This is a genomic window from Hamadaea sp. NPDC050747, from assembly GCF_040654195.1.
Classification (GTDB): domain Bacteria; phylum Actinomycetota; class Actinomycetes; order Mycobacteriales; family Micromonosporaceae; genus Hamadaea.
On record NZ_JBFAHM010000007.1, the window covers coordinates 370,898 to 396,894 of the forward strand.

Annotated in this window: 27 protein-coding genes; 9 read left to right on the top strand and 18 right to left on the bottom strand. The window is 70.8% G+C overall.

Annotation, left to right across the window (positions count from 1 at the left end):
- Positions 1 to 80: 80 nt before the first annotated feature.
- Positions 81 to 1,145, top strand: coding sequence for a DUF5925 domain-containing protein (locus AB0H43_RS19125; protein WP_360000688.1), 1,065 nt, complete (start codon positions 81 to 83; stop codon positions 1,143 to 1,145).
- A 166-nt stretch (positions 1,146 to 1,311) separates the two neighbouring features.
- Here AB0H43_RS19125 and AB0H43_RS19130 read toward each other — a convergent pair whose 3' ends face one another.
- The 3 genes from AB0H43_RS19130 to AB0H43_RS19140 form a co-directional block, all read right to left on the bottom strand.
- Positions 1,312 to 1,917 (bottom strand): HAD-IA family hydrolase, encoded by a 606-nt coding sequence (locus AB0H43_RS19130; protein WP_360000689.1) that lies wholly within the window; start codon positions 1,915 to 1,917, stop codon positions 1,312 to 1,314.
- Positions 1,917 to 5,447: a chromosome segregation protein SMC gene (smc, locus tag AB0H43_RS19135; protein WP_360000690.1), complete on the bottom strand. Its 3,531-nt coding sequence runs from the start codon at positions 5,445 to 5,447 to the stop codon at positions 1,917 to 1,919. Before smc ends, AB0H43_RS19130 begins: the two co-directional genes overlap by 1 nt.
- Positions 5,448 to 5,767: 320 nt before the next feature.
- Positions 5,768 to 5,968, bottom strand: coding sequence for a hypothetical protein (locus AB0H43_RS19140; protein WP_290861878.1), 201 nt, complete (start codon positions 5,966 to 5,968; stop codon positions 5,768 to 5,770).
- A 333-nt stretch (positions 5,969 to 6,301) separates the two neighbouring features.
- Between AB0H43_RS19140 and AB0H43_RS19145 the strand changes: the two genes are divergently transcribed.
- From AB0H43_RS19145 to AB0H43_RS19155, 3 genes are all read left to right on the top strand, one after another.
- A complete protein-coding gene (locus AB0H43_RS19145; protein ID WP_360000691.1) occupies positions 6,302 to 6,925 on the top strand; it encodes a CAP domain-containing protein in 624 nt (207 codons plus the stop codon).
- A gap of 78 nt (positions 6,926 to 7,003) precedes the next feature.
- On the top strand, positions 7,004 to 7,501 hold the full coding sequence (locus AB0H43_RS19150; RefSeq protein ID WP_360000692.1) for a spherulation-specific family 4 protein: 498 nt from the start codon (positions 7,004 to 7,006) through the stop codon (positions 7,499 to 7,501).
- Positions 7,502 to 7,513: 12 nt separating this feature from the next.
- Positions 7,514 to 7,792, top strand: coding sequence for a hypothetical protein (locus AB0H43_RS19155; protein ID WP_360000693.1), 279 nt, complete (start codon positions 7,514 to 7,516; stop codon positions 7,790 to 7,792).
- On the opposite strand, the gene mutM is transcribed toward AB0H43_RS19155, so the two are convergent.
- From mutM to rsmD, 8 genes are all read right to left on the bottom strand, one after another.
- Positions 7,779 to 8,633, bottom strand: coding sequence for a bifunctional DNA-formamidopyrimidine glycosylase/DNA-(apurinic or apyrimidinic site) lyase (gene mutM, locus AB0H43_RS19160; RefSeq protein ID WP_360000694.1), 855 nt, complete (start codon positions 8,631 to 8,633; stop codon positions 7,779 to 7,781). The genes AB0H43_RS19155 and mutM overlap by 14 nt on opposite strands.
- A complete protein-coding gene (rnc, locus tag AB0H43_RS19165) occupies positions 8,617 to 9,366 on the bottom strand; it encodes a ribonuclease III (protein WP_360000695.1) in 750 nt (249 codons plus the stop codon). The genes mutM and rnc overlap by 17 nt, the downstream gene beginning before the upstream one ends.
- Positions 9,363 to 10,397 carry a phosphate acyltransferase PlsX gene (locus tag AB0H43_RS19170; RefSeq protein ID WP_360000696.1) on the bottom strand — a complete coding sequence of 345 codons (1,035 nt, stop codon included), beginning with the start codon at positions 10,395 to 10,397 and terminating at the stop codon, positions 9,363 to 9,365. Before AB0H43_RS19170 ends, rnc begins: the two co-directional genes overlap by 4 nt.
- A gap of 10 nt (positions 10,398 to 10,407) precedes the next feature.
- Entirely contained in the window at positions 10,408 to 10,581 is a 174-nt protein-coding gene (gene rpmF, locus AB0H43_RS19175; protein WP_253757082.1) for a 50S ribosomal protein L32, read from the bottom strand.
- Between the two features lie 5 nt (positions 10,582 to 10,586).
- Positions 10,587 to 11,153: a DUF177 domain-containing protein gene (locus AB0H43_RS19180; protein WP_360000697.1), complete on the bottom strand. Its 567-nt coding sequence runs from the start codon at positions 11,151 to 11,153 to the stop codon at positions 10,587 to 10,589.
- Between the two features lie 87 nt (positions 11,154 to 11,240).
- Positions 11,241 to 11,738, bottom strand: a complete 498-nt coding sequence (locus AB0H43_RS19185) for a hypothetical protein (protein ID WP_360000698.1) — start codon at positions 11,736 to 11,738, stop codon at positions 11,241 to 11,243.
- A gap of 234 nt (positions 11,739 to 11,972) precedes the next feature.
- Positions 11,973 to 12,458 carry a pantetheine-phosphate adenylyltransferase gene (gene coaD / locus AB0H43_RS19190; RefSeq protein ID WP_360000699.1) on the bottom strand — a complete coding sequence of 162 codons (486 nt, stop codon included), beginning with the start codon at positions 12,456 to 12,458 and terminating at the stop codon, positions 11,973 to 11,975.
- Positions 12,455 to 13,060 (bottom strand): 16S rRNA (guanine(966)-N(2))-methyltransferase RsmD, encoded by a 606-nt coding sequence (rsmD, locus tag AB0H43_RS19195; RefSeq protein WP_360000700.1) that lies wholly within the window; start codon positions 13,058 to 13,060, stop codon positions 12,455 to 12,457. The genes coaD and rsmD overlap by 4 nt, the downstream gene beginning before the upstream one ends.
- Before the next feature lie 136 nt (positions 13,061 to 13,196).
- Between rsmD and AB0H43_RS19200 the strand changes: the two genes are divergently transcribed.
- Positions 13,197 to 14,798 carry a cell wall anchor protein gene (locus AB0H43_RS19200; RefSeq protein ID WP_360000701.1) on the top strand — a complete coding sequence of 534 codons (1,602 nt, stop codon included), beginning with the start codon at positions 13,197 to 13,199 and terminating at the stop codon, positions 14,796 to 14,798.
- Positions 14,799 to 14,898: 100 nt separating this feature from the next.
- Here AB0H43_RS19200 and recG read toward each other — a convergent pair whose 3' ends face one another.
- Together recG and AB0H43_RS19210 are read right to left on the bottom strand one after the other, a co-directional pair.
- On the bottom strand, positions 14,899 to 17,115 hold the full coding sequence (recG, locus tag AB0H43_RS19205) for an ATP-dependent DNA helicase RecG (RefSeq protein WP_360000702.1): 2,217 nt from the start codon (positions 17,113 to 17,115) through the stop codon (positions 14,899 to 14,901).
- Entirely contained in the window at positions 17,112 to 18,701 is a 1,590-nt protein-coding gene (locus tag AB0H43_RS19210; RefSeq protein ID WP_360000703.1) for a DAK2 domain-containing protein, read from the bottom strand. Before AB0H43_RS19210 ends, recG begins: the two co-directional genes overlap by 4 nt.
- Before the next feature lie 195 nt (positions 18,702 to 18,896).
- On the opposite strand from AB0H43_RS19210, the gene rpmB reads away from it, so the two are divergent.
- Positions 18,897 to 19,088: a 50S ribosomal protein L28 gene (gene rpmB / locus AB0H43_RS19215; protein WP_360000705.1), complete on the top strand. Its 192-nt coding sequence runs from the start codon at positions 18,897 to 18,899 to the stop codon at positions 19,086 to 19,088.
- A gap of 128 nt (positions 19,089 to 19,216) precedes the next feature.
- Here the strand turns inward: rpmB and AB0H43_RS19220 are convergent, their stop codons facing one another.
- Positions 19,217 to 19,681: a GNAT family N-acetyltransferase gene (locus AB0H43_RS19220; protein ID WP_360000707.1), complete on the bottom strand. Its 465-nt coding sequence runs from the start codon at positions 19,679 to 19,681 to the stop codon at positions 19,217 to 19,219.
- Between the two features lie 15 nt (positions 19,682 to 19,696).
- Positions 19,697 to 20,641: a thiamine-phosphate kinase gene (locus AB0H43_RS19225; RefSeq protein ID WP_360000709.1), complete on the bottom strand. Its 945-nt coding sequence runs from the start codon at positions 20,639 to 20,641 to the stop codon at positions 19,697 to 19,699.
- 48 nt (positions 20,642 to 20,689) lie between these two features.
- Between AB0H43_RS19225 and AB0H43_RS19230 the strand changes: the two genes are divergently transcribed.
- From AB0H43_RS19230 to AB0H43_RS19240, 3 genes are all read left to right on the top strand, one after another.
- Positions 20,690 to 20,923, top strand: a complete 234-nt coding sequence (locus AB0H43_RS19230) for an Lrp/AsnC ligand binding domain-containing protein (RefSeq protein WP_360000711.1) — start codon at positions 20,690 to 20,692, stop codon at positions 20,921 to 20,923.
- Positions 20,920 to 21,486, top strand: a complete 567-nt coding sequence (locus AB0H43_RS19235; RefSeq protein WP_360000713.1) for a DUF3515 family protein — start codon at positions 20,920 to 20,922, stop codon at positions 21,484 to 21,486. Before AB0H43_RS19230 ends, AB0H43_RS19235 begins: the two co-directional genes overlap by 4 nt.
- Positions 21,487 to 21,826: 340 nt before the next feature.
- A complete protein-coding gene (locus tag AB0H43_RS19240) occupies positions 21,827 to 22,966 on the top strand; it encodes a D-alanine--D-alanine ligase family protein (protein WP_360000715.1) in 1,140 nt (379 codons plus the stop codon).
- 122 nt (positions 22,967 to 23,088) lie between these two features.
- On the opposite strand, the gene AB0H43_RS19245 is transcribed toward AB0H43_RS19240, so the two are convergent.
- From AB0H43_RS19245 to AB0H43_RS19255, 3 genes are all read right to left on the bottom strand, one after another.
- Complete coding sequence (locus AB0H43_RS19245) at positions 23,089 to 24,198, bottom strand: cystathionine gamma-lyase (RefSeq protein WP_360000717.1); 1,110 nt, start codon at positions 24,196 to 24,198, stop codon at positions 23,089 to 23,091.
- Between the two features lie 110 nt (positions 24,199 to 24,308).
- Positions 24,309 to 25,298: an NAD(P)H-dependent glycerol-3-phosphate dehydrogenase gene (locus AB0H43_RS19250; RefSeq protein ID WP_360000719.1), complete on the bottom strand. Its 990-nt coding sequence runs from the start codon at positions 25,296 to 25,298 to the stop codon at positions 24,309 to 24,311.
- A complete protein-coding gene (locus AB0H43_RS19255) occupies positions 25,295 to 25,948 on the bottom strand; it encodes a lysophospholipid acyltransferase family protein (protein ID WP_360000906.1) in 654 nt (217 codons plus the stop codon). The genes AB0H43_RS19250 and AB0H43_RS19255 overlap by 4 nt, the downstream gene beginning before the upstream one ends.
- Between the last annotated feature and the right edge of the window lie 49 nt (positions 25,949 to 25,997).

The following is a 25,997-nucleotide window of genomic DNA, read 5'->3' on the forward strand; positions in this document are numbered from 1 at the left end:
CGTCCGGCGTCGGCACGGCGGCGCTCGCCGTCACCCGAAATCCGTTGATCGACCGGGGGCGTTGCCCCGATCATGGTCGAGTGTCTTTCCCGCACACCTTTTACCTGGATGACGCCGACTCTCCGGTCGACGTGATCGACGCCATGGCGCTCGCCGAGTTCGCGACGGGCGCTCAGCCCTTCGCGCGTACGCATCGCCTGGAACGGGTGCGGGCGGACGCGTTGCTCCTGCCGGCCGGAGCCGAGATCCGGCGCGCCGCCCGGGACGACGGCACCAGCTCGCACCTGGCCACCGGCGAAGGCTGGACGCTGCGCGCCGTACGCTGGCGCGGCGGTTCCGCCGTGGTGACCGTCACGGCGGCCTCCGCCGACCTGGCCCGGACGGTGCTCGAGGAGAGCGTCAAGGACGTTCAGGAGCCGGAGCCCACCGACACCGAGACCGTCGAGGTCGGCTTCGCCCACTTCACGGGCAACGGACCCCGTCGCGCGGTACGCAAGATCGCCACCACGCCGTGGCCCGAGCTGCGGCGGAACTACGCGAACGCGGTCGCCGAGCAGTTCGACCGGTTGATGGCGCTCACGCCGGACACGATCGACGGGCGCCTGCTGCTCCTGCACGGCCCGCCCGGCACCGGCAAGACGACGGTGTTGCGGAGCCTCGCGCGCGAATGGCGTTCGTGGTGCCGGATCGACGCCGTCATCGACCCGGAAGTGCTCTTCGGTACGCCGTCGTACCTGATGAGCATGGCGGTCGGCCCGGACGACGACGAAGAAGGCCCCCGCTGGCGGATGCTGCTCCTGGAAGACTGCGACGAACTCATCCGGGGCGAGGCGAAGCAGTCGACCGGGCAGGCGCTGTCCCGGCTGCTCAACCTCACCGACGGGCTGCTCGGGCAGGGGCGCAACGTGCTGGTCGCGATCACCACGAACGAAGATCTCGCGCGGCTGCACCCGGCGGTTCTGCGCCCCGGCCGGTGCCTCGCCCGGATCGAGGTCACCGCGCTGCCCCACACCGAGGCCGCGAGCTGGCTCGGTACGCCGACCGGCATCCCGTCCCGCGGCGCGACCCTCGCCGAGCTGTACGCCCTCCGCTCCGGCACACTGACCGCCCCGGTCGAGGACGAGCGCGTCGGTCAGTACCTCTGACGCCCGCGGTCGTCCCCGCGCCGCCGACGACGCTTATCGCTGGATCAGGGTTCTCGGTCGAATCATGGCGCAAGATTCGACCTGGAACCCTGATCCAGCGCGGAAGCGCCCGGGGTCGACAGCGAGCGCACGGGGCCGACAGCGAGCGCACGGGGTCGACAGCGAGTCAGAGGCCGAGCGCGGCCTTCAGGTAGGGAAGGTCGGCGTGTCCGCTCCACCGGAAGGCGGCGATCCCGACCCGCCGCGCGCCTTCGACGTTGCGTTGTGAGTCGTCCACGAACAGGCAGTAGCGCTGCACTGTGCGTACGGCGACGCAGGCGGCCTGGAAGTATTCGGGCTGCGGTTTGGCGTACCCGAGGTCGGAGGAGTTGACGACGGCGTCGAAGTCCTCGGCGATGCCCAGCTGGACGAGGTCGTCGCCCAGGTCGCGGGGGGCGTTCGAGCACAGCGCGACGGGGACGCCGGCCGCGCGTACCTCCCGGATGAACTCCAGCACCTCGCGGTCGATGTACCCCCGGTACCGGGCCAGCTCGTCCACGTCAGCGTCGGTCAGGCCGAGGGCCGAGCCGACGTCGGCGAGCCATTCGGCCCGGGTCCACCCGCCGGTGACCAGTGTCCGGTACCGATCGGGCTCCATCGCCGCCTGGAAGATCGCCCCGGGTTCGAGGAAGTGCCGGTCCTCGATCGCCGCGTCGATCGCGCCGTCGTAGTGGCGCAGCACTCCGTCCAGGTCGAGCAGCAAGGCCTTCGCGGGTTCGCGTACGCCGGTCATCAATCGTCCTCACGAGACAGTCGCTGGCTGATCACCTCGGTCACCCCGGCGCGCATGGTGACGCCGTACAACGCGTCGGCGACCTCCATGGTGCGCTTCTGGTGGGTGATGATGATCAGCTGGCTCTTCTCGCGGAGCTGCTCGAAGAGGGTGATCAGGCGGCCGAGGTTGACGTCGTCGAGCGCCGCCTCCACCTCGTCCATGATGTAGAACGGGCTGGGGCGGGCGCGGAAGATCGCGCAGAGCAGCGCGACCGCGGTCAGCGACCGCTCGCCACCGGACAGCAGCGACAGCCGCTTGATCTTCTTGCCCGGCGGGCGCGCCTCCACCTCGACGCCGGTGGTGAGCATGTCCTCGGGGTCGGTGAGGATCAGCCGGCCCTCGCCGCCCGGGAACAGCACCTTGAAGACCTGCTCGAACTCCCGCGCGGTGTCGTGGAACGCGTCGGCGAAGACCTGCAGGATGCGGTCGTCGACGTCCTTGACGACGGTCAGCAGGTCCTTCCGCGTGGCCTTGAGGTCTTCGAGCTGGTCGGACAGGAACTTGTAGCGTTCCTCCAGCGCTGCGAACTCCTCCAGGGCCAGCGGGTTGACCTTGCCGAGCAGCGCCAGCTCGCGTTCCGCCTTGGCGGCGCGCTTCTCCTGGATCGCCCGGTCGTAGGGAATGGGGTCGGTCTCCTCGTCCCCCAGGACGGGCACGGGAACGTGCGGGCCGTACTCGCCGAGCAGGGTGTCGACGTCGATCGAGTATTCCTCGGCCGCCTTGGCCTCCAGCTGCTCGATGCGCAGCCGCTGCTCGGCCCGGGCGACCTCGTCCCGGTGCACCTCGCTCGTCAGCCGGTCCAGGTCGCCGCCGAGCCGCTTGGCGTCCGCGCGTACCTCGGCCAGCTCAGCCTCCCGCGCGGTCCGCGCCTCCGCGAGCTCGTCGCGGCGGCTCGCGGCCATCGTCAGAGCACCGGACAACTGCTGCAGGGCCAGGCGCGCGCCGCTCTCCACGGCTCGCGCGATGCCGGCGCCGCGTTCCCGGGCCGCGCGCCGAGCGGCCGCCCGTTCTCTCGCGGCTCGTTCGGCCTGCGCCTGGCGCAACAGGGAATCCGCCCGGCCCGCGATGCTCGAGACCCGTTCCTCACTTGTACGCACAGCGAGGCGGACTTCCATCTCGTTCTGCCGGGCCTGGGGCACCAGCGCGGCGAGCCGGTCCCGTTCCGCCGACGAGGGATCCTCCTCGATCGGGGTGTCCTGGGCGAGTTCGAGGCGCTCCTCCAGCTCGGCGAGGCGTTCGAGGTCCTCCGCGCGGCTGGCCACCGCCTTGTCCCGGGCCAGGGCGAGCCGATCCGCCTCGGCTCGGGCCGACCGGGCGGCCGCACCGAGTTCGGCGAGGTGCCGGGCGACGGCGTTGCGCTCGCCTTCGGCCGCGCGCTTGGCCGCCGCGGCGTCGTCGGCCGTCTTCTTGCGTTCGGCGATGACTTCGCGGGACGCGGTGATCTGGTGGCGCAGCCGCGACAACTCAGCCTCGGCGGCGGCGCGCTTCTGGTCGGCCTCGTCGACGGCGGCCTGGGTCTCGATGTGGCTGGGCTCCTTGGCCGACCCACCGGCGGCGGCGTACGCCCCGATGACGTCGCCCTCCGGCGTGACCGCCCGGAGCTGCGGGTACGCCGACACCAGCTCGGTCGCCTGCCGCAGATCGGCGACGACGGCGACCTCGGCGAGCGCCTTGTCGACGGCCGGGCGCAGCTCCTCGGAGCACCGCACCAGGTCACTCGCCCACCGGGCGCCGCCTGGCAGAGCGACCGCGGGCGGCCGGGTCACGCCGCGCCCGCCGACGAGCATCGAAGCCCGGCCGGCGTCGGAGATCTTGAGCAGGCGCATCGCCTCGGCGGCCTCGTCGACTCCGGCGACGACGACGGCGTCGGCCAGCCCACCGAGGGCGGCGGCGATCGCGCCCTGGTAGCCCGCCTCGACGGTGAGCAGCGAAGCGACGCTGCCCAGCAACCCCGGCACGTCGTCCGGCCGGCCGAGCAGCGCGCCCGCGCCGTCCTTGCGGCGCAGTCCGAGCGACAGGGCCTCGGCCCGCGCCCGCCAGCTCGCCGCGTCCTTCTCCGTCGTCCGTTCCGCGTCGGAGAGCAGTTTCAGCTGTTCGTTGGCCTCGGCGAGGGCGGCGGTCGCCACCGCGAGCGCCTCGTCGAGGGCCACGTTGTCGCGGTCGGCCTCGGTGGACTCGGCGTTGGCGACGTCCACCTCCTCCTGCGCCTGACCGGCCCGCGCGGCGGCGTCGGCGTACGCGGCGCTGAGCCGGGAGATCTCCTCGGCGGCCGTCGTCGTCCGCGTACGCGCGCTGGCGACCTGGCCGGCGAGCTTGGCCAGCCCTTCCCGCCGGTCGGCGATGGCCTTGACCGCGGCGACGAGCGCCTTCTCGGCCGCGGCCAGCTCGTGCTCCAGCCGCTGCCGGGCGGCGATCGCCTCGTTGAGCCGGTCCTTGTCGATCTCCAGCGCCTCGCGGAGTGCGATCTCCTCGTCGCGGACCGCCTCGGCCTCCTCGACGAGCTGGTCGGGGTCACGCCCACGCTGCTCGTCCTCGGCCGGGGCCGACAGGTGCCGGAGACGCTCCGCCGCGAGCTGGGCGGTAGACCGGAAGCGTTCCTGGAGAGTGGACAGCTGGTACCAGGTGTCCTGCGCGGCTTGCAGGGCCGGAGCGTCGGCGGCGTGCGCGGTCTCCAGCTCGTGCAGCAGGCGCTGCGCCTGGGCGTACTCGGCTTCGACGGTGCGCCGACGGTCGCGTAGCGCGGCCTCGTCGGCGATTTCCCGATCGAGGGTGCTGCGCAGCGTATGCAGGTCGTCGGCGAGCAACCGGAGCCGGGCGTCGCGCAGATCGGCCTGGATGCCGGCGGCCCGCCGGGCGATCTCGGCCTGCCGGCCGAGCGGCTTGAGCTGCCGCCGCAGCTCGGTGGTCAGGTCGTTGAGCCGGTTGAGGTTGGCCTGCATCGCGTCCAGCTTCCGCAGCGCCTTCTCCTTGCGCTTGCGGTGCTTCAGGACGCCTGCGGCCTCTTCGATGAACGCGCGGCGGTCTTCCGGCTTGGCGTGCAGCACGGCGTCGAGCTGGCCCTGGCCCACGATGACGTGCATCTCCCGGCCGATGCCGGAGTCGGAGAGCAGCTCCTGGATGTCGATCAACCGGCAACGATCGCCGTTGATCTCGTACTCGCTTTCGCCGGAGCGGAACATCCGCCGCGTGATCGACACCTCGGAGTAGTCGATCGGCAGCGCGCCGTCACCGTTGTCGATCGTCAGGGTGACCTCGGCGCGACCCAGGGGCGGGCGACCGGCGGTCCCGGCGAAGATGACGTCTTCCATCTTGCCGCCGCGCAGCGCCTTGGCGCCCTGCTCGCCGAGGACCCAGGAGATGGCGTCGACCACGTTCGACTTGCCAGAGCCGTTGGGCCCCACCACGCAGGTGATTCCCGGCTCCAGCTGCAACTTGGTCGTGGAGGCGAAGGACTTGAACCCCTTCGCCGTCAGGGTCTTGAGGTGCACGGGTCTCCGCTGTCTCGTGAAGGTGCAGAGGTGGAGCCTACCCGCTCGGGGTCCGGCGTCGGCGGCGGCGCGGCGGGACGAGGTGCCGGGGCCACCTACCCACTATCCGACAGCGCTACACAAGCGCAGGTCACGGCTAAATGGATCATGAAACTAGAGGAATCGATCATGATCCGGCGGACAGGACACACCGGTGGATCACGACCGTTAGTTCATGATCGCGCGGAAAGGGCAGTGGGGGCGAGCAGGGGGTGGACAGACAACAGCGCGCCGCCACCGATCGTGGCAGGCGCGCCATCAGGTTCTTCCGGCCGGACCAATCAGGCCATGGCCGTCTCGGCGAGACGGAGGAACTCGTCGTTCTCGCTCCCAGCGACCGCAGCGGCCAGCCGGTCGTTTTCCGCCCGCAGGCGGGTGTTCTCGAACTCCAGCGAGTTCACCCGGGCACGCAACTTGGTGACCTCGTCCAGAAGGCGCCGGTCTGGTGCCATCGTGACGTGGCCAAAGAGGGCCTTCGCCATTTCATCTCCTTGTTCTGCGCCACCGGTATGCCGGTTGACACGCGCCCATTTGTCTCGCGGCAGCCGGCCCACGGCGCATGTGGGTGGACACGGTTAGGGCGCGATACGGCGTCGGATTCCATACTCCGCCGATCGGGAGTCGGAGTCAAGCCGCGCCACCCGGTGACGCCCATAACGTCCCGTTCCCGATCTGTCGTGATCTGACACGTCCCCTGGGTTGCCGGTGTCCGGCCGTCCGGATAGCTTCGGCGGGTGCACCCCTCCCCCAACAGGCCGCTGCACCGGGCTCCGAGCAGGTCACCGCTGCCTTTGGCGCTCGCTCTCCTGCTCGCCGTGACCGTGATCGTCGGACTTTTCGTCACCGTCGCCCTGTTCGCCCCGAACCTCTCCGCCTCATCGGCGTCGGGCGACCCGGGGTCGGGCGTGTCGTCCGGGGCTTCCACCGCGACCGCGCCGGGCGCGACTCCCTCCGGTTCACCCCTCACGGCGACGCCCTCGGGAAGTACGCCGTCCGCCTCCGCCTCCGCGAAGCCGTCGCCCACCAAAGCCTCGCCGAGCCCGCTGGACCGGATCACCTCGATCGAGAACAAGGTCTTCGACCTCGTGAACGCCGAACGGGTGAAGGCCGGCTGCGGCAAGCTGCGCAACGACGCCCGGCTGCACAAGGCGGCTCGGGCGTACAGCGCGTTGATGGCCGAGAAGAACTTCTTCAGCCACACCGGACCGGACGGATCGTCCTTCGTCGACCGGATCGCGGCGACCGGCTATCCGCGCAGCGCCGCGGGCGCCGAGAACATCGCGTACGGGTATGCCGACGCGGCGGCGGTCATGAAGGGGTGGATGGACAGCTCCGGGCACCGGGCCAACATCCTCAACTGCGATCTGAAGGCGATCGGCGTGGGGCTGGCGTACCGGAAGTCGACACCGTACTGGACGCAGGACTTCGGGCGGCAGTGACACCGCCGGAGCCGGCGTCGACGGCACTGTCAATTCAGTGACAGTCGCGCGTCATTCGGGCAAATCGTTGACGTCGGTGTGGGCAGACACCTGACGATCTACGCGCATCCGGTCGCCGGACCCGTCAACGCCGGCGTCCCGCTGGGGTACCTCGATCTCGCCTTCGGCTCGCGGCCGGTGGAGTCGGTCAAGGCCGAACTCGACGAGTGGGGCGCCCAGGCGGTCGGCGGCCTCTTCTTCGACCAGGTCCCGACCAGCCCGTTCTCCATCGGCCCGGTCGCGATGGCGGTACGCGCGGCGCGCCGGCTGGGCTTCGACACGATCCTGCTGAACCCGGGCCGTCCGACCGACAGCCTCTATCGGGGCCTGGGCGCCATCATCTGCACCTTCGAAGGCGACTGGATCGACTACCAGGCCGGCACCGAGGACGGCGTACGCCCCGGTGACGGGCACGTCGTGCACGGGGTGCCGGGCGAACGCATGGAGCAATGCCTGGAGCTGATGCGCGGGCGGGGCGCCGCCTGGGGCGTCGCGACCTCGGCGGGCTGTCTCGCTCCGGCGCTGGCCACCGCGTGAAGCCGCCCGGCAGTGAAGAAGTTCCTCCTGATCCTCCTGCTCGGCTCGGCCCTCACCATCGTGTTGATGGTGATCGGTCGAGCCCAGCCTGATCTGCGCGAGTTCGACCCCGACGACTACGAACCGGCCGAGGTCGCCGTCTTCGACGCGTTCGGGGCCAGTCCCCAAGTGGTGAAAGACGTCCGCGCCGCTGGGCGTATCCCCGTCTGTTACGTGCAGGGACCGGACGTGGACCGCGCGATGAAAGCGTGCCGGGACAAGGGTTTCGAGCTGTACGTCAACGCGCGCTGAGCCTGGGTTTCGGCTGGCAGCGGGGGCAGCTGAACGAGCTGCGGTTCATGAAGGACTCGCGCCGGATCGCGGACCCGCAGCGCGAGCAGGGCTCTCCCTCGCGGCCGTACGCGTTGAGCGACCGGTCGAAGTAGCCGCTCTCACCGTTGACGTTGACATAGAGCGCGTCGAAGCTCGTGCCGCCGGCGACCATCGCCTCGGCCATGACGTCGCGGCAGTGGCCGAGCAGGGTGAGCGCGACGGCCTGGCTGAGCCGGTCGGTGGGCCGCCCGCCGTGGAGCTTGGCCCGCCACAGCGCCTCGTCCGCGTAGATGTTGCCGACGCCCGAGATCAGCGTCTGGTCGAGCAGCGCGCGCTTGACCTCGGTCTTGCGGGCCCGTAGCGCCGCGGCGACCGCGGCCTCGCGATAGCCGGCGTCGAACGGGTCGAGGGCGATGTGCGCGATCTCGGCCGGCAGTTCGGCCCCGCCGCGGGACAGCGCGAGCCCGCCGAACGTCCGCTGGTCGACGAAGCGCAGCTCGGACTCGCCGTCCTCGAACCGGAACCGGATCCGCAGGTGCTTCTCGTCCTCGGCGTCCGGCGGCTGCACGAGCAGCTGGCCGGACATGCCGAGGTGGCCCACGACGGCGTCACCGCTGTCGAGCGGCAGCCACAGGTACTTGCCGCGCCGCCGCGCGCCGAGCACCTTGACGCCGCGCAGCGCCGCGACGAAATCCTCCGCGCCCGCGACGTGCCGCCGAACCGCGCGCGGATGCAGCACCTCGGCCGCCGCGACGGTCCGGCCGGTCACCCAGCGCTCGACGCCCTGGCGGACCGTCTCGACCTCAGGCAGCTCCGGCATCGGACCCCTCCGCCTCGGGATGGTTCTCGTCCACCGCGCGATTGCTCAGCACGAGGAACGCCTCCTCGGCCGAACGCTGCTCGGCCTCCTTCTTCGTCCGGCCCCGCGAGCCGCCGAACCGCTCGCCGCCGACGACGGCCCACGCGGTGAACGCCTTGGCGTGGTCCGGTCCCTCCTCGGTGACCTCGTACTCCGGGACGCCCCAGCCGTGCATCGCGGTCAGCTCCTGGAGGCTGGTCTTCCAGTCCAGGCCGACGCCCTTGCGGGCGGACTCGCTCATCAGCGGGTCGAAGAGCTTGAGGATGACCGAGGTGGCGGTCTCGATGCCGTGCTCGATGTAGATCGCGCCCAGCACCGCCTCCAGGGCGTCGGCCAGGATCGAGTCCTTGTCCCGGCCGCCGGTGCCCTCCTCGCCCTTGCCCAGCAACAAGTACGCGCCCAGGCCGTGCGGGCTGAGCGTCCGGGAGACGCTGGCCAGCGCCCGCGAGTTCACGACGCTGGCCCGCAGCTTGGCCAGCCGCCCTTCGGCCAGCTCCGGATGGTCGCGGAACAACGCGTCGGTGACGACCACGCCCAGCACCGCGTCGCCGAGGAACTCCAGCCGCTCGTTGGTGGGGATGCCGCCGTTCTCGTAGGCGTACGACCGGTGGGTGAGCGCTAGCTCCAGGAGCGGCTCCTCGATCGTGACGCCGAGGGCTTCCTCCAGATGCGACAGTGCTGGACGCTTCTTCACCGGTGACCCTCCCGCTCTCCGTCTTGCCCGGCCCGGACCTCCCGCTGGGCCCCGACTTCCTGCTCGGCTCGCACCAGGCGGGCCGCCTCCGCGAGCCCCGAGGCCAGGTCGCCGTCGTCGGCCGCGCCGTGGCAGACCACGACCACGCCGGGCACTCCGAGTAAGACGGCTGCGCGGACCATCCCATGCGACGCGCCGCGGACTCCCGCTGTCGCCAGACGGTACGCCCCTTCGATCCCTTTGAGCAGCACATTACCGGTGAAGCCATCGGTGACCACCACATCGGCACGGTCACCGGTCAGGACGTCGTCGCCTTCGACCAGGCCGACGAAGCCGTCTGTCGCCGCGAACGCCTGCTCGGCCGCGCGGCGTACGCGATCACCCTTGCCCGGCTCCCGGCCGACCGAAAGCAGCCCGACGCGCGGGCGATCGTGTCCAGTGTGCTGAGACCAGTACGCCGTGCCGAGCCCCGCGTGGGCGGCCAGCACGGCGACGGTGCAGTCCATCGAGCCGCCGACGTCGAGGAGCAGCGTGTCCTGACCGGATCGCAGCGTCGGCAGCCAGGCCGCCAGCGGCGGTTTGCGTACGCCCGGCGACCGGCCGAGGGCCAGCACGGCGGCGGTAACCGTCGCGCCGGAGGAACCGGCGGAGACCATGGCGTCGGCGGCGCCCGTGGCGACGGCGTGCGCGGCGGCGCGGATGCTTGTCTCGCCGGACGCGGCGCGGGCCGGCGGATCGGCCATGGCGACGACGCCGGAGACGGCGTGGACTTCGACCCGCTCACGATCGGCGGGAGACAGGGCGCGGATCACCGCGTCGGCCACGTCGGACGGGCCGACCAGGATCAGGCGCAGCCCCGGATCGACGGCCAGAGCCCGCAGAGCGCCGCCCACCACGACGGCGGGAGCATCGTCCCCGCCGAGGAGGTCGACGGCGATCTTGACGGGTCCTGTCGACACGTCACCGGCCGGCCCGTTGTGCACGGACCGACCGGCGCGAAGATCGTCTTTCCGGGTGACGTCGAGAGTCACCGGCGTGCGGTCAGACCGAGAGGACCTGACGGCCGTTGTAGGTGCCGCAGACGGTGCAGGCGCCGTGCGGGAGCTTCGGCGACTTGCACTGGGGGCAGGCGACGGTCGCGACAGCGGAGACCTTCCACTGCGCCCGGCGGTGACGGGTGTTGCTGCGCGACATCTTCCGCTTCGGGACAGCCACGGTAGTTACTCCTCAGTGCTCACGGTCAGGTTGCTCAGGGCCGCCCAGCGCGGGTCGACCTGCTCGTGGGTATGCCCCTCCGGCAGCTCGTCCCAGTGCACCCCGCAGTCGGGGCACAGTCCCGGGCAGTCTTGCTCGCAGAGCGGGTTGACCGGCAGTGCGAGCACCACCGCATCCCGCAGCGCCGGTTCCAGGTCGAACAGGTCGTCCTGAAGCCGGCCGATTTCGTCCTCGTCCGTCGTCTCGTCCGTCGCGGAGTCCGGGTATGCGTAAAGCTCCTGGATCCGCACGGTGATCTCGTCGGTGATCGGGCGCAGGCACCGGCCGCACTCGCCCTCCAGTGCACCGTGAACGGTGCCGGAGACGAGCACGCCCTCGGAGACGGACTCCATCCTCAGATCGAGGGTGAGGTCGCCGCCTTCCGGCACGCCGATCAGCTCCAAGCCGAGGTCCGCCGGTGCGGGAACAACCAGTTTCAGGGCACGCATCGCCCCCGGGCGGCGCGGCAGTTCCCTCGTGTCGAGGACAAGCGGCGCCCGGGCATCGAGGTGCTTCGGCTGATGATCACGCATAGTAAGACTCCGGCCAGTGAGGGCCGACGTAGAAGATTACCTGGAAGCGCGGGCGCACGTCCAACCGGGGGTTGGGCCTCACAGGCGTCAGAGGGACGGCAGGGGACGTTCGTCCTCACCGGGGACGAACTGCCCGATCTCCCGCAGGGCGTGCATCTTGTCCCGGCCGCGCTCGATCGAGGCGAGTGCCCGGGTCAGGAACTGCTCGAAGTTGGCCAGCGCGGTGTCGACGTAGTCGTCGACCTCTTCCCGCAGCCGCTGGGCCTCGGCCCGCGCCTCGGAGATGATGCGATTGCCCTCGTGCTCGGCCGAGACGGTGATCTCATGCATGGAGACGAGCCGGGAGTGCTCTCGCTCACCCTCGTTGATGATCCGGTCCGCTTCGCGCTGTCCGGCGTCCAGGATGTTGTCGCGTTCTTCGAGGAGCGCGGCTGCCTTACGCAGCTCGGCAGGGAGATCCGCGCGCAACTCGTCGAGAGCGCCGATCATCTCGCCGCGGTCGACCATGCAGTTGCGCGACATGGGCACCGACCGAGCGCTCTCCACCATGGCGATGATCTCATCGATGCGGTCGAGCGGGTCCACCGAACACTCCTCGCTAGTTGCAGTCGTAGCTGATCCATCATGCGTCGTCTCCGCCAAGGATGGGCCGACCGGACGTCCGGCCGCGTGTCGCACGAACGGCCGGGACGTGTCACGTCCCGTTTCATCCTTAATGCACGGTTCCGCTGACCGTTCGTCCGGCGCCGGTGCTGAGTCGGCTCATCCTGCGCCGGTGTTGAGCCGGCCGGGTAAGTTCGGCCGGGTAAGTTCGGCCGGCTACTGCTGGGCGGGCCGCAGTTTGGCGACGAGACGCTCCTCGACCGCCTTCGGAACGTACTGGGAGACGTCGCCACCGAGCTTGCCGACCTGCTTCACGAGGCTCGACGCGATGAACGAGTACAGCGGGTTGGTCGGCATGAACAGGGTCTCGACGCCGGACAGCCCGACGTTCATCTGCGCCATCTGCAACTCGTAGTCGAAGTCGCTGACCGCGCGCAGGCCCTTGACCACCACCTGGGCGCCCTGCTCCCGGCAGAAGTCCACCAGCAGACCGTGGAACCCCACGATCCGCAGGTTCGGCGTACTCGCGGTCGCCTCCCGCAGCATCGCGATCCGCTCGTCGACGGTGAACACCGCCGACTTCGACGGGTTGATCAGCACTCCGACGATGACCTCGTCGAAGAGCCGAGCCGACCGGACGATGATGTCCAGATGCCCGTTCGTCACCGGGTCGAACGAGCCGGGACAGACTGCACGCCTCATTGCGCCATTCCTTCTGCTGCCGGGTTTACCCCTGGGTCGGCGCGACCGTACCAAAGGGTCGTCTCACCGTAACGGCGCGACCGCTCTCCGGTGATGTGATGCACCCACGGGGGCTCAGGCGACCGCCGGGCCCGCTCGATGACGACCAGGGCGTCCTCGGCGAGCCAACCGTGCCCGGCCAGGCCGTCCAGCACCGTCTTCAGGTCGTCCTCGCCGACAGCGTACGGAGGATCGGCGAAGACGACGTCGAACGGACCGCCCGGCGGCGGCCCCGCGACGGCCGCGCTCACCTTCACCGTCAGCAACTCGGCACTCGCCCCGGCGCCCAAGGCGGCGATGTTCGCCCGGATGACCCGGGCGGCCTTCGGATCCGACTCGACCAGCAACGCGTACGCCGCGCCACGGGACACCGCCTCCAGACCGATCGCGCCGGATCCGGCGTACAGGTCGGCGAAGCGGAGTCCATCGAGGTCACCGCCGTGCTCACTGGACAGTGAGGAGAACAGCGCCTCGCGTACGCGGTCGGCGGTGGGCCGGGTCTGCGGTCCGGACAAGGTCGTCAGCCGCCGTCCGCCGTAGACCCCCGCCACGATTCTGGTCACCCTCTGACGCTACGCGATGGCCGAAAGTAGGAGGTGACGTGACGGCGTGATGTCGATATCGTAGGCCGACTTTTGTCGTGGATCTCCGGCGCAGGCACCCGAATCGGGGAGGCCGTGCCCTACCCCTGGAGAACGGATGACCCCCCACACCTCCGTCCGGCGTGCCCTCGTGGCCGTGGCGGGCGTGGCTTTCGCGCTGCTCAGCGCAGGCCAGGCCGTCGCCTCGGGCCCGGTGCAGACCGGCGACGATCACCACAAGAACCAGTTCGTCCTCGAAGGATCCGCCGCGCAGTGCGACACCGGCACCGGCAAATGGCGGGTCACCTGGACCCTCACGAACAAGTGGAACCGCGACGCCACCATCACCGAGGTGCAGTCGCAGCCGTCCGGCGACGTGACGGTCGGCGACCCCGCGGTGCCGCTCGACGGCGCCGTCGTTCCGCAGAAGGACCGCAACATCGACGGTCAGCTGACCGCGACCCAGCTCGTGCCCGGCGACGCCACCTCGGCGAAGCTCTCCTTCACCGTGGTCTGGTCCAAGGAGCACGGCAAGCCGAACGACGGCGTGACCAAGAAGGTCAGCGAGACCGTCCGGTTCAAGGGCACGTGCCAGCCGAGCGAGCAGTGCGTGAAGGCGGACTCCGCCAAGTACACGCACACCTTCGAGATCACCGGCTCGACCGCCACCTCGACCATCAAGCTCGCGGGCGAGCTGCCGCTGTGCTCCGGCGAGTCGCAGTCCTTCCTGCTGGTCTCCTACTACGCCCCGTCCGCCTCGGCAACGTGGCCGCAGTACAAGTACGACTCCGTGGTGGGCGTCGTCGACGCCGAACACCCGACCGTGGACCTGAAGGTCAACGTGCCCGCCTGCTACACCCAGGTCGACCTGGTCTGGGGCGACAAGCTGATCAACCCGATGGTCGCCAACGGCGAGCGGTACAACGACCGCAAGCTGGGCTCGTCCGGCGCCCCGGGCAACCGCTCGAAGGGTCCGCAGGCCTGGTACAACGGCGGTTCGAAGGCCTGTGTCACGCCCGAGGCCACCATGGTCTCCGCCTGTGACGGCACCGTGACGGTCCACCTCACCAACTCCGGGACGGACGCCAAGTACGACGCTCCGTTCAAGGTGGTGGCCGGCCTCGACGGCTCCTTCGTCAAGGAGGTCACCGTCGCTCCGGGCAAGTCCGTCGACGTCGTGGTCCCCGCCGACAAGTCCGGGAAGATCACCGTCAGCTCCGGCAAGGACTTCATCGCCGAGGGCATGTGGCAGCCGGGCCACTGCACCCCGCCGACCGTGTCCAGCGAGTCCACCTGCGACAAGTTCACCGTGTCGGTGAGCAACCCGGAGGGCGATTTGCCAGCCGAGGCCGTCGTCACCTACGGCTCGGAGACCAAGAACCTCACGGTCCAGCCCGGCAAGACGGAGACGGTCACGTTCACCCCGGGTGACGCGACCGAGGCCACGGTGAGCTTCCCCGACTTCGACAAGGAAGTCACCGTCAGCTACGTCAAGCCGACCGAGTGCGCCAGCGGCTCCCCGTCGCCGAGCCCTTCGGCCAGCTCGCCCGGCGTACCGGGGTCGGAGTCGCCGAGCCCGTCGCCGAGCACCTCCACCCCGGGCCTGCCGGTCACCGGTGTCCAGGTCGGCCTGATCGCGGGCGTCGCAGCGCTGCTGCTGGGCGGCGGCGCGGTGCTCCTGGTGATGGCGCGGCGGCGGAAGCTGACCGAGATCGAATAAGCCGGTCACCGGCTGGGCACTCCATGAGCGTCCAGCCAGGAACGCATTTGGAAGGCGCCGCGACCCCACCGGGACGCGGCGCCTTCGGCGTATCAGCTCATCAGCCCTTTTCGAGGTACTCCGCGCGGTCGTCGGAGACGAGGGCGGCGATCGAGGCGGCGAGCCGGGGCTGCTTCGCCAACTCCGGATCGTCGGCCAGCAGCCGCTCGGCGGTCGCCCGCGCGTCGCCGATCATGTCGGCGTCCCGCAGGAGCGACAAGACCTTCAGATGCGAGCGGCGCCCAGACTGGGCCGCGCCGAGCACATCGCCTTCCCGGCGCTGCTCCAGGTCGATCTCGGCCAGCCGGAAACCGTCGGTGGTGGACGCCACGGCGTCGAGCCGCTCCCGCGCCGGGCTGCCCTCGATCGCCTCCGTCACGAGCAGGCAGAGACCCGGCGCCGAACCCCGGCCGACCCGGCCGCGAAGCTGGTGCAGCTGGGAGACGCCGAACCGGTCGGCGTCCAGAATCACCATCATGGTCGCGTTGGGCACGTCCACCCCGACCTCGATGACGGTCGTCGCGATCAGCACGTCGAGCTCGCCGGCGGAAAACGCGCGCATCACGGCGTCCTTCTCGTCCGGCGCCAGCCGCCCGTGGAGAATGCCGATCCGCAGCCCCTTCAGCGGCCCCTCGGCCAGCAGCGGAGCCACCTCGGTGACGGCGATCGGCGGGCGGCGGCCGTCGTCCTCGGCCCCCGTCGGCTCAGTGTCCTCCTCGGCGGCGGACTCCCCGATACGCGGGCACACCACATAGGCCTGATGCCCCTTGCCGACCTCCTCGACCATTCGCCGCCAGGCGCGATCGAGGTACGCGGGCTTCTCCGCCGCGGGAACGACATGCGACGCGATCGGCGAACGCCCGCCCGGCAACTGGGCCAGAGTCGAGACCTCCAAATCGCCGAAGACCGTCATCGCGACCGTCCGCGGAATCGGCGTAGCCGTCATAACGAGCACATGCGGAGGCTGCCCTGCCTTGGCGCGCAACGCGTCCCGCTGCTCGACGCCGAACCGGTGCTGCTCGTCCACCACGACCAGGCCGAGATCGGCGAAATCGATGCCGTCGTAGAGCAACGCGTGCGTCCCGACCACGAGGCCGGCCCGCCCGTCGGCGATCTCAGCGAGCGCCTGCCGCCGGGCGGCAGCCGGCAGCGAGCCGGTCACCAGCACGATCCGGGTCCCGTCGGAGTCGCCGTCCAGCTCACCGGCCCGGCCCAGCGGACCGAGCAACTTATGCATCGACCGATGGTGCTGCGCCGCCAAGACCTCGGTCGGGGCCAGCAGGACGGCCTGGCCACCGGCGTCGACGACCTGCAACATGGCCCGCAACGCGACCATCGTCTTGCCCGCGCCGACCTCACCCTGCAACAGCCGATGCATCGGATGCGCCCCCGACAGCCCGGCCGACAACTCCTCGCCGACCGCCTGCTGCCCCTCCGTCAACGTGAACGGCAACTGCGCGTCGAACCGCTCCAGCAGGCCACCCGGCCGGGGCGGACGAGGCACCGCGGGCGACTGCTCCGCGCGTACGCGACGCTGCACCAGCGTCAGCTGAACCGCGAACGCCTCATCCCAGGCGAGGCGCTTCTTCGCCGCCGCCAGCGAACCCTGCGACTCCGGGCGGTGGATCTGACGCAGCGCCGTCGGCAGATCCACGAGCCTGCGCTCGGCCCGGATCTCGCTCGGCAGCGGATCCTCGGTCAGCCGCACCGTGTCCAGCACGACGCGTACGCACTTGGCGATGACCCAGGTCGGTAAGGCCTTCGCGGCCGGATAGATCGGGATGAACGCCCCGGCGAACTCCTCCACCTCGGCCTCGGCCGCCAGCGCGACCTCGCCGGGATCGGCGCCGTCGTCGCCGAGCAGCACGTATTCGGGATGGGCCAGTTGACGCTCGCCGCGGAACTCGCTGACCTTCCCCGCGAACAGACCCCACCGGCCGGGACGCAGATCCTTCTCCCGCCAGGCCTGGTTGAAGAAGGTCAGCTTGATGCGGCCGCCCGCGTCGTCGCCGACCACCACGTCGAGGACATTGCCCCGGCGGTCGCGCATCCGGCGCTGGTTGGTCGTCAGCACCTGGCCGAGGATGGTCACCTCCTCGCCGACCTCGAGCGACCGGATCGCCGTGTGCTCACCACGTTGGTCGTATCGGCGCGGGAGGTGGTAGAGCAGGTCGCCCGCGGTCTCCAGACCGAGGTGGCTGGACAGCGCCTTGGCCGTCTTCTCCCCCACCAGCTTCTTCAGCGGCGTCGACAGCTCGGGCGCGGCAACCGTGGTCATTCAACGCCCACGATCAGCGGGTAGTGCGGCTGGCCGCCGGACAGGCACTGGACCTCGGCGAACGGCCAGGCCGCCGCCAGATGCTCGACGAGCGTCGCCTCCAGCTCTGGTGAGGCGTCAGCCCCTAGCAGCAGCGTGACAAGCTCACCGCCGCCGCCCAGCAACCGATCGAGCAGATCCTTGCCGACCTGCCCCAGGTCGGAGCCGATCAGGTGCACCTCGCCCTCGACGAGCGCGATCACGTCACCCGGCCGGCACGGCCCGGCGACCGTCAACGCCTCCCGGGCGGCCAGGGTCACTTCGGCGTATCGGCACTTTCCGGCGGCCTCCGCCATGGCGATGACGTCGTCCTCGAACCGGCGGCCGGGATCGCGCACGGCCAGCGCCGCGATCGCCTGCACCGGCGACTTCGTCGGCACGACCCGCACCTTGATGCCCTCGTGGTACGCCTCCCCTGCGGCCACGGTCGCGACCGCCTGCGTATCGGGGTCGTTGGGCAGCACCACCACTCGTCCGGCGGCCGCCCGCCGGATCGCCGCGAGCAGCTCGGCCGGCGACGGGTTGGCTCCCACCGTCACGGTCTGCTCGGCTTGGAAGAGATCGTCGAGCCCGTCGCCGGCCGAGACCACGACGACTCCGCGCGCCTCCGGATCCAGGCACTGCCGACCGGCGACCTGCTTGGTGAGGTCGGTCACGCCGATCTGATAGGGCCGCCCGGCTCGGACGCCCGCCTCGATGGCGGCGCCGACGTCGGCGACGTGGACGTGGACCCGCCAGGTGTCCGGGCCGCCGACGACCACGAGAGAGTCGCCGAGCCGGTCGAGCGTGCCGCGCAGCCGCTCGACCGCGGACTCCGGCGCGTCGAGCAGGTATTGGACTTCATAGCCGAACTGGCCGGCCGCTTCCTCGGTGGCCGCCGTGTCGGTGCTGATCAGCGCCGCGCCGGTCACCTCGGGCAGGTCGCTCTCCTCGCCGGTGACCTCGCCGCGCAGGGCGTCGAGGATCACCACCAGCCCGCGACCGCCCGCGTCGACGACGCCCGCCGCGGCCAGCGCCGGCAGCTGCTCGGTCGTCAGCGCCAACGCCTTGACCGCCTTGCCCAGGGCCGCCCCGACGACATCGGCGAGCGACCCGGCCCGCAGCGCGACGTCGCGCGCCGCCTGAGCCGCCGCGTCGGCGACGCTGAGGATCGTGCCCTCCACCGGACGGGCGACCGCGGCCCGCGCCGCCTTCGCGCCCTCGCCGAGCCCGGCCGCGACCGCGCTCGGCGAGCCGTCCGCGATCAGGTCGGCGACCCCACGCAACAACTGCGCCAGGATGACCCCCGAATTGCCCCGCGCACCCATCAGCGCGCCCCGCGCCAGCAACCCGGCGGCCTCCGACGGGGGCGCCGCCGACGTCTCGTCGGAGTGCACCGCCAACTCGTCCCGGGCGGCGACCATCGTCAGGTGCATGTTCGTCCCGGTGTCGCCGTCGGGCACCGGATAGACGTTGAGCTGGTCGATCTCCGCCCGATGCCGGCCGAGCGCGGTCACCGCCCGCTCGGCGAAGCGCCGCACCGCCGCCGCGTCCAAAACCTCCAGCACGCCGCCCAGCCTAGTCGTGACTCCCGACACCCACCCGGCTGCGCGCCCGGCGTACCGCGCTAAGCTGTCGAGGTTGCCGGACGGCCCGATTGGGTGTGTCCGGGTCCGGTCAGGTATCCTGGCCAGGTTGCCCGCCGACGCGGGTCCAGATCCGTCCCCGCTCACCGCGGGGTTCATCCACCTCAGGAGTATCCCGTGGCAAGCGTGTGCGACGTCTGTGGCAAGGGGCCGGGCTTCGGCCACAACGTGTCCCACTCGCACCGGCGGACCAACCGTCGTTGGAACCCCAACATCCAGACGGTTCGCACCCCGGCCGGTGGCGGCACGACCCGCAAGGTCAACGTGTGCACCTCGTGCATCAAGGCCGGCAAGGTCGTCCGGGGCTGACCCCAGCCTGAGCTTCGGCTAAGGCCGCTCGTCGTCGACGGGCGGCCTTTCCGCGTACCCGGGATCCGGTCGGGCGGCACGGCGCTGATCATGGATTTGAACGCCATGATCAACGCGAGCCGGCGGGGTCAAAGGTCGCGGGCCATGCTGACGACGCCGGCCTCGTCCTTGTAGAAGCCGAAGTGCTCGATGTCGGCGTACCCGAGCTTGGCGTACAGCGCGACGGCTTCAGGCTGCCGATCCCCGGTCTCCAGGATCATCCGCTTGCGGCCGTGCTCACGCGCGTTCTCCTCGACCGCCGCCACCAGGGCGCTCGCCACCCCGCGGTTCCGGGCCGAGGGCACGCAATAGACCCTCTTCAGCTCGGCGATCTCCTCGCTCTCGCCGTGACTGCGCCAGCCCGCGCACCCCACCGGCTCCCCCGCCAGGTACGCGACCAGGAAACCGCCGTCGGGCGGATCGAACTCCATCGCCTCGACCGGGGCGGCGTCGCCGGAGCCGTAGCGTTCCTCCTGGTCGGCGTAGATCGCCTGGACGAGGCGCTGGGCGACGGGCGAGCCGTAGCGTACGGGGCGGATCTGGAGATCACTCACGAGCGTGAGAGTAGATCAAGAGCCGCTGCGGGTGAAGTGGTCCCAGCCTCGGGGTCCGACCCAATCGCGCCCGTCGACGGTGACTCCCTCGCCCCGGCCGACCTTCCCGACGACCTTCCAGCCGGGAGGCAGCGACGCGTGTGCCGGGAAGGTCGCGGCCAGCGCGTGGTCCTCGCCACCGGCCAGGATCCACTGGTACGGGTCGACGCCCAACGCCCGGGCGGCGTCCCGCAACTGCTGCGGCAGGCCGAACGCGTCCTTCGTCACGTCGATGTGCACCTCGCTCGCCTCGGCGATGTGCCCCAGATCGGCCAGCAGCCCGTCGGAGACGTCGATCATGCTGGTCGCCCCCGCGATCGCGGCAGCCGGCCCGGCCCGATAGTCGACCTCAGGCCGCCGGTACGCGTCGACGAGCACCTTCGGCGTCCGGAAACCCCGCGACAGGACCGTGTACCCGGCAGCGGCGCAGCCGACCCGCCCCGCCAAGGCCACGACGTCACCGGGTCGCGCCCCCGCGCGTACGACCGGATCACGCCCTTGGAGGTCGCCGAGTGCCGTCACCACGACCGTGAGCAGCGCGGACGAGGTGGTGTCCCCACCCACCACGCTGGCGCCCACGAGCCCGGCCTCGTCGGCGACCCCCTCCGCGAACTCCTCCGCCCACTGGACCGGTAGGTCCCCCGGCGCGCAGAGGGCGACGAGCAACGCGGTCGGCACCGCGCCCATCGCCGCGACGTCGGCGAGATTAGCGGCGGCCGCCCGGTGCCCGACATCGGCGGCCTCACACCAGTCACGGCGGAAATGCCGGCCTTCGACGAGCGCGTCCGTGCAGGCCACGACGCGGCCGTCGGGGGCGGCGACGATCGCGGCGTCGTCACCCGGCCCGAGCAGACTGACCTCGCCTTGCGGCAGGCGAGCCGTCATTCGATCGATGAGACCGAACTCTCCTGTGCCACTCAACCGGACACCCGAAGAAACACGCCTGTCACGTGCGGTAGCTTCAACGTCGTGGTCCACGCCTACATCCTGATTCAGACCGAGGTCGGTCGGGCTCGCGACGTGGCCGCCGAGATCGAGGAGATCCCGGGTGTGGTCCGCGTCGACGCGGTCACCGGTCCGTACGACGTCGTCGTGCTCACCGAAAGCCCCAACGTCGACGAACTCGGCCGGTTGATTATCAGTAAAGTGCAGGCCGTGCCCGGCATCACCCGTACCCTGACCTGCTCGGTGGTCAAGCTTTGAGCCCACGCCTCCTCGCGGCTCTCGTCGCCGTGCCGGTCGCCGTGCTGACCGGTGTCCTGGTCTTCGCCATGGGCATGCCCGGCGACACTTCCGAACAGCCCAACGCGACGGCGACCGGTCCGGTGACCGTCGAAGCCCGCCCGCTGGACGAACGAGCCACGGTCGTCTGCCGCGCGCTCGTCGCCAAGCTGCCCGATCGCGTACGCGATTCCGCCCGCCGCGCGGTCACCGCCGGACCGGAGCAGAACGCTGCGTACGGCGAACCCGCGCTGGTGGTGTCCTGCGGCGTCCCGGCCCCGACCTTCCCGAGCACCGACGACGTCTGGCTGCTCAACGGCGTCTGCTGGCACGCCACCGAGGCCGCCGGCTCGACCGTCTGGCAGACGGTGGATCGGGAGATCCCGGTGCAGGTCAGTGTCCCCGGAGCCAAGGACGGCTCGTCGCAGTGGGTGATCGGGTTGACCTCGGCCATCGGTTCCACCGTACCGAGTGCGAAGACCGCACCGAGCGGGTGCACCACCGCGGCCGTGCCCACCGCGTCCATCTCGGCCGCCGCCCGCTGACGCTCCTCCGCGGCCGGCCCTCGCCCTTTCCGGCCGGCCTGTCGGCGCTCGCTGGTTTCTCGCCGGCTCGTTTTCGCGCCGTCTCGTTTTCGCGCCGGATCAGGGATCTCGGTCGAATCATGCACCAAGATTCGACCTGGATCCCTGATCCGGCCGTCAGCCTCGGACGGCAGCCGCCAGCCCAACCGCCGGGTGCCCGCCGCCGGATGCCGGCCGACCGCCGGGCGCCGGCTTGGACGTCAGCGGCGGCCAGGCACCGGGCGGTCGGGCGCCAGGGTCCGGCGCGCGAAACCGCGCTGCGGGGATGATCACGCCGTGAGCAGCGGGTAGGGTCAGCGGCGTGAGTGAGACGCCCCGGAAGACCCGGGTCGCCGTGATCTTCGGCGGCCGCAGCACCGAGCACGCGATCTCCGCTGTCAGCGCGGGCAGCATCCTCGCCGCCTTGGATCCGGCGGAGTACGAGCTGGTGCCGATCGGCATCACTCGCGAAGGGCGCTGGGTCCTCACCTCGGGCGACCCGTCGCAGCTGTCCATCGGTGCCGGCGACGGCCGCGCCCGGCTGCCGGAGATCACCGCCGAGTCCGGCGAGCAGATCATCCTGCCCGGCGACCCGACCGGCTCCGACCTGGTCCTTGCCGCCCCGGCCGGACTGACCACTCTGGAGCCCAGTCACGGCTCGACCGCGCTGGCCGACATCGACGTGGTTTTCCCGGCGCTGCACGGGGCGTACGGGGAGGACGGCACGATCCAGGGCCTGCTGGAGATGGCCGGGATCCCATATGTGGGCGCGAACGTCTTCGCGTCGGCGGCCGCCATGGACAAGGAGTTCACGAAGAAGCTCGCCACGGTCGAGGGCATCCCGGTCGGCCCGTACGCCGTCCTCCGCGCCGGTCAGTCGCTGGCCGAGGAGGACAAGGAGCGGCTGGGGCTGCCCGTCTTCGTCAAGCCGTCCCGGGCCGGATCCAGCTTCGGCATCACCCGGGTCAACGACTGGGCCGACCTGGACGCCGCGATCGCCACCGCACGCGCCATCGACCCCAAGGTGCTCGTCGAGGCCGCCATCTTCGGCCGCGAGGTCGAGTGCGGCGTACTGGAGGGCGAGTTCGACGGGGCGCCGGAGGCGTCGGCGCTGGCCGAGGTCCACGTCAGCCAGGATCACGTCTTCTACGACTTCGAGGCGAAGTACCTCGAGGACGCGACGACCTTCGACATCCCCGCCGACCTGCCGCCGCACGTGACGGCGCGGATCCAGGAGCTGGCGAAGCGGACGTTCACCGCGCTCGACTGCGCCGGGCTCGCCCGGGTCGACTTTTTCGTCGCCACCGACGGCGAGGTCTACCTCAACGAGATCAACACCATGCCCGGGTTCACGCCGACCAGCATGTTCCCCCGGATGTGGGCGGCCAGCGGGGTCGACTACCCGAAGCTGGTCACCCGGCTGGTGCGTACCGCCCTGCGCCGGGGCACCGGCCTGCACTAGCCGAGCAAGGCACCGCCCCCCACCAGACGCGCATGATCATTGCGTCAGCCATGCTGTTTAAGCGGACATTTCGCCGCGCGAAGCAGCATGGCTGGCGCAATGATCAGCCAAGAGCGCAATGATCACCCAAGAGGAGGCAGGGCCGCGGTGAAGTCCGCCAGCAGGTCGTCGGTGTCTTCGATGCCGCAGGACAGGCGGACGAAGCCCGGCGCTGTCCGGTCGCCCCATTGTTCGCGCCGGTCGGCTGTCGTGTGCAGTCCGCCGAAGCTCGTCGCGGCCACTACGAGCTGAGAGGCCCGGAGGAAGTCCGCGACGGCGGCCGCTGAGGGCAGCGTGAAGCCGATGATGCCGGGAATCCGCCGCATCTGCCGCGACGCCACCTCGAAGGAAGGGTCGGTGGGCAGTCCGGGCCAGCGGACGTTCGACACGGAAGGATGTGAGCCCAGGAACGTGGCCAGCGCGGCGGCGTTGCGCGTCTGCTGCCGCAACCGGAGGTCGAGTGTGGACATCGAACGGCGGGCCAGCCAGGCGTCGAACGGGCTCGGGATCGCGCCGGCGAGCGTACGCCAGGAGGCCATGGCGGCGTGCAGCGATTCGGAGCGCGTCGAGACGTAGCCGAGGAGCAGGTCCGAGTGCCCGCTGAGGGCTTTGGTCCCGGAGGCCACCGAGATGTCCGCGCCGAGGTCCAGCGGGCGCTGCCCCAACGGCGTGGCGGCGGTGTTGTCCACCGCGACCAAAGCGCCCGCCGCGCGCGCCGCCGAGGAGACAGCAGCGATGTCGACGACGTCCAGGGACGGGTTCGCCGGCGATTCCAGCAGCACGAGGCGTACGCCGTCGAAGGACGGATAGGGCCCGGCGGTCGGCGCCTCGACTACCCGGACGTCCAGCCCGGCGAGGAACGACGACGCGAAGGTACGCACGTTGTAGTACCCGTCGCTGGGCAGCATCACGGTGTCGCCCGGCCGCAGGACCGTCATGAGCACGGCTGAGACGGCGGCCTGGCCACTGGCGAAGGCGAGGGTGTCCCCACCCTCCAGATCGGCGATCGCGGCCTCCAGTACGCGCCTGGTCGGGTTGTCGCCCCGCCCGTATCCGTCGAGGCCGGGCTGGTAGCCGTCCGGGGGCAGCGCGTACGGCGCGGCGAAGACCGGTCCTGGCTGCAACGGGTCGCCGGGCGACAACGGCGGTACGCCGGCGTGGACGCAACGGGTGGAGTCGCCGAGTGTGCTCATGGCGCGAGACTAGCGCTCGGCGAGCCCGGCCCGGACCGGCGCGAAGGGTGATCTTGAACAGAAGACGTCGCCCCGCCGACGGAGGCCATCCAAGATCTAACCGGAGACGCCTACTCCGCCTTGACTTCCCGAGTCATCAGCGACCGGACCGCCACCCGCGGGTCGAGGCCCTCGTGGCAGACCCGCTCGACCTGTTCGGTGATCGGCATCTCGACCCCGTGCGCGCGAGCCAGGTCCCGGATGGACAGGCAGCTCTTGACGCCTTCGACCGTGTACTTGGCGGCCTCCTGGGCCTGTTCCAGGGTCATGCCCCGGCCGAGGTACTCGCCGAAGGTGTGGTTGCGCGACAACGGGGACGAGCAGGTCGCGACGAGGTCGCCGAGCCCGGCCAGGCCGGAGAAGGTCAGCGGGTCGGCGCCGAGCGCGACGCCGAGCCGGGCGGTCTCGGCCAGCCCCCGGGTGATGAGGGAGGCGCGGGTGTTGTCGCCCATGCCCATCGCCTGCGCCATCCCGTACGCCAGCGCGATGACGTTCTTGACCGCCCCGCCGAGTTCGCAGCCGACCACGTCGTCGTTGGTGTAGGGCCGGAAGTACGGTGTGAAGACGGCCTTCTGCACGCGGTTCGCGCGATCGATGTCCTCGCAGGCCACGACGGTGGCGGTCGGCTGTTCGGCGGCGATCTCCGGGGCGAGGTTCGGCCCGGTGACGACGGCGACCCGGTCCGGCTTGACCCCGGTGACCTCCACGATGACCTGGCTCATCCGCAGGGTGGTGCCCAGTTCGACGCCCTTCATCAGGGAGACGACGGTGGAGTCGGTGTCCAGGTGCGGGCCGACCGATCCCAGCACCGAGCGCAACGTCTGGGACGGCACCGAGAGCACCACGAGTTCGGCGTCCCGCAACGCCTCGAAGACGTCGGTGGTGGCCGTGACCCGTGCGCCGATCGGACCCGTCATGTAGCCCGGATTCGTGCCGGTGGACGAGATCGCCGAGACGACGGACTCCCGGCGGGCCCACAGGACCACGTCGTTGCCGGCGTCGTTCAGGACCTTGGCGAACGTGGTGCCCCAGGAACCGGCACCGAGGACGGCGGCTCTCACGCCTGCCCCTTTCCCGCGCGAACCGGCACGAAGATGGGCGGGGGCGTCTCGCCCCGCATCTCGCCGACCAACTCTCCGATGCGGCGCATGATCTCGTCGGTCATCTCGTCGAGCACCACCCGGGTAGGTTCCGCATTGGCCCATTTGCCGAGATCGACCGGTGGACCGGCCCAGACCGAGACCGGCACCCGGCGCAAGCGGAACTTCTTGGTCCGGGGGTCGAAGATCTGCTGTGCGCCGTCCTGCGCCACCGGAATCACCGGCGCGCCGGTGGCCAGCGCCAGCCGCGCCACCCCGGTCTTGCCCTTCATCGGCCAGAGGTCCGGCTCACGGGTGGTCGTGCCCTCCGGGTAGATGACCACGCAGTCGCCCGCCTCCACCGCCGAGATCGCCGCGTCGAGCGCCTTGGCCGCGTCGACCGTGCCGCGGAACACCGGGATCTGGCGGCACCAGTGGAGGATCTTGCCGGCTACCGGGATGCGGAACACGCTTTCCTTGGCGAGGAACTCCGGCCAGCGGCCGCTGTCGTAGACGTAGTGCGCGGCGGTGAACGGGTCGGCGTGCGAGACGTGGTTGAAGGCCAGGATCACTCCGCCGGTCGCGGGGATGTGCTCGAAACCGCGCCAGTCGCGCCGCGTCAACGCCTTCATCAGGGGCTTCACCAAGATCACCGCGAACCGCGGCCAGAATCCCAGCTTG

What these genes read in the sequence shown, in the direction of transcription:
- AB0H43_RS19180 (WP_360000697.1), bottom strand. Translation starts at nt 11,153, where the DNA reads ATGCGTGATCATCAGCCGAAGCACCTCGATGCCCGGGCGCCGCTTGTC.
- AB0H43_RS19245 (WP_360000717.1), bottom strand. Translation starts at nt 24,198, where the DNA reads ATGAGCACACTCGGCGACTCCACCCGTTGCGTCCACGCCGGCGTACCG.
- AB0H43_RS19130 (WP_360000689.1), bottom strand. Translation starts at nt 1,917, where the DNA reads ATGACCGGCGTACGCGAACCCGCGAAGGCCTTGCTGCTCGACCTGGAC.
- AB0H43_RS19255 (WP_360000906.1), bottom strand. Translation starts at nt 25,948, where the DNA reads ATGAAGGCGTTGACGCGGCGCGACTGGCGCGGTTTCGAGCACATCCCC.
- coaD (WP_360000699.1), bottom strand. Translation starts at nt 12,458, where the DNA reads ATGAGGCGTGCAGTCTGTCCCGGCTCGTTCGACCCGGTGACGAACGGG.
- AB0H43_RS19140 (WP_290861878.1), bottom strand. Translation starts at nt 5,968, where the DNA reads ATGGCGAAGGCCCTCTTTGGCCACGTCACGATGGCACCAGACCGGCGC.
- AB0H43_RS19200 (WP_360000701.1), top strand. Translation starts at nt 13,197, where the DNA reads ATGACCCCCCACACCTCCGTCCGGCGTGCCCTCGTGGCCGTGGCGGGC.
- recG (WP_360000702.1), bottom strand. Translation starts at nt 17,115, where the DNA reads ATGACCACGGTTGCCGCGCCCGAGCTGTCGACGCCGCTGAAGAAGCTG.
- mutM (WP_360000694.1), bottom strand. Translation starts at nt 8,633, where the DNA reads ATGCCGGAGCTGCCTGAGGTCGAGACGGTCCGCCAGGGCGTCGAGCGC.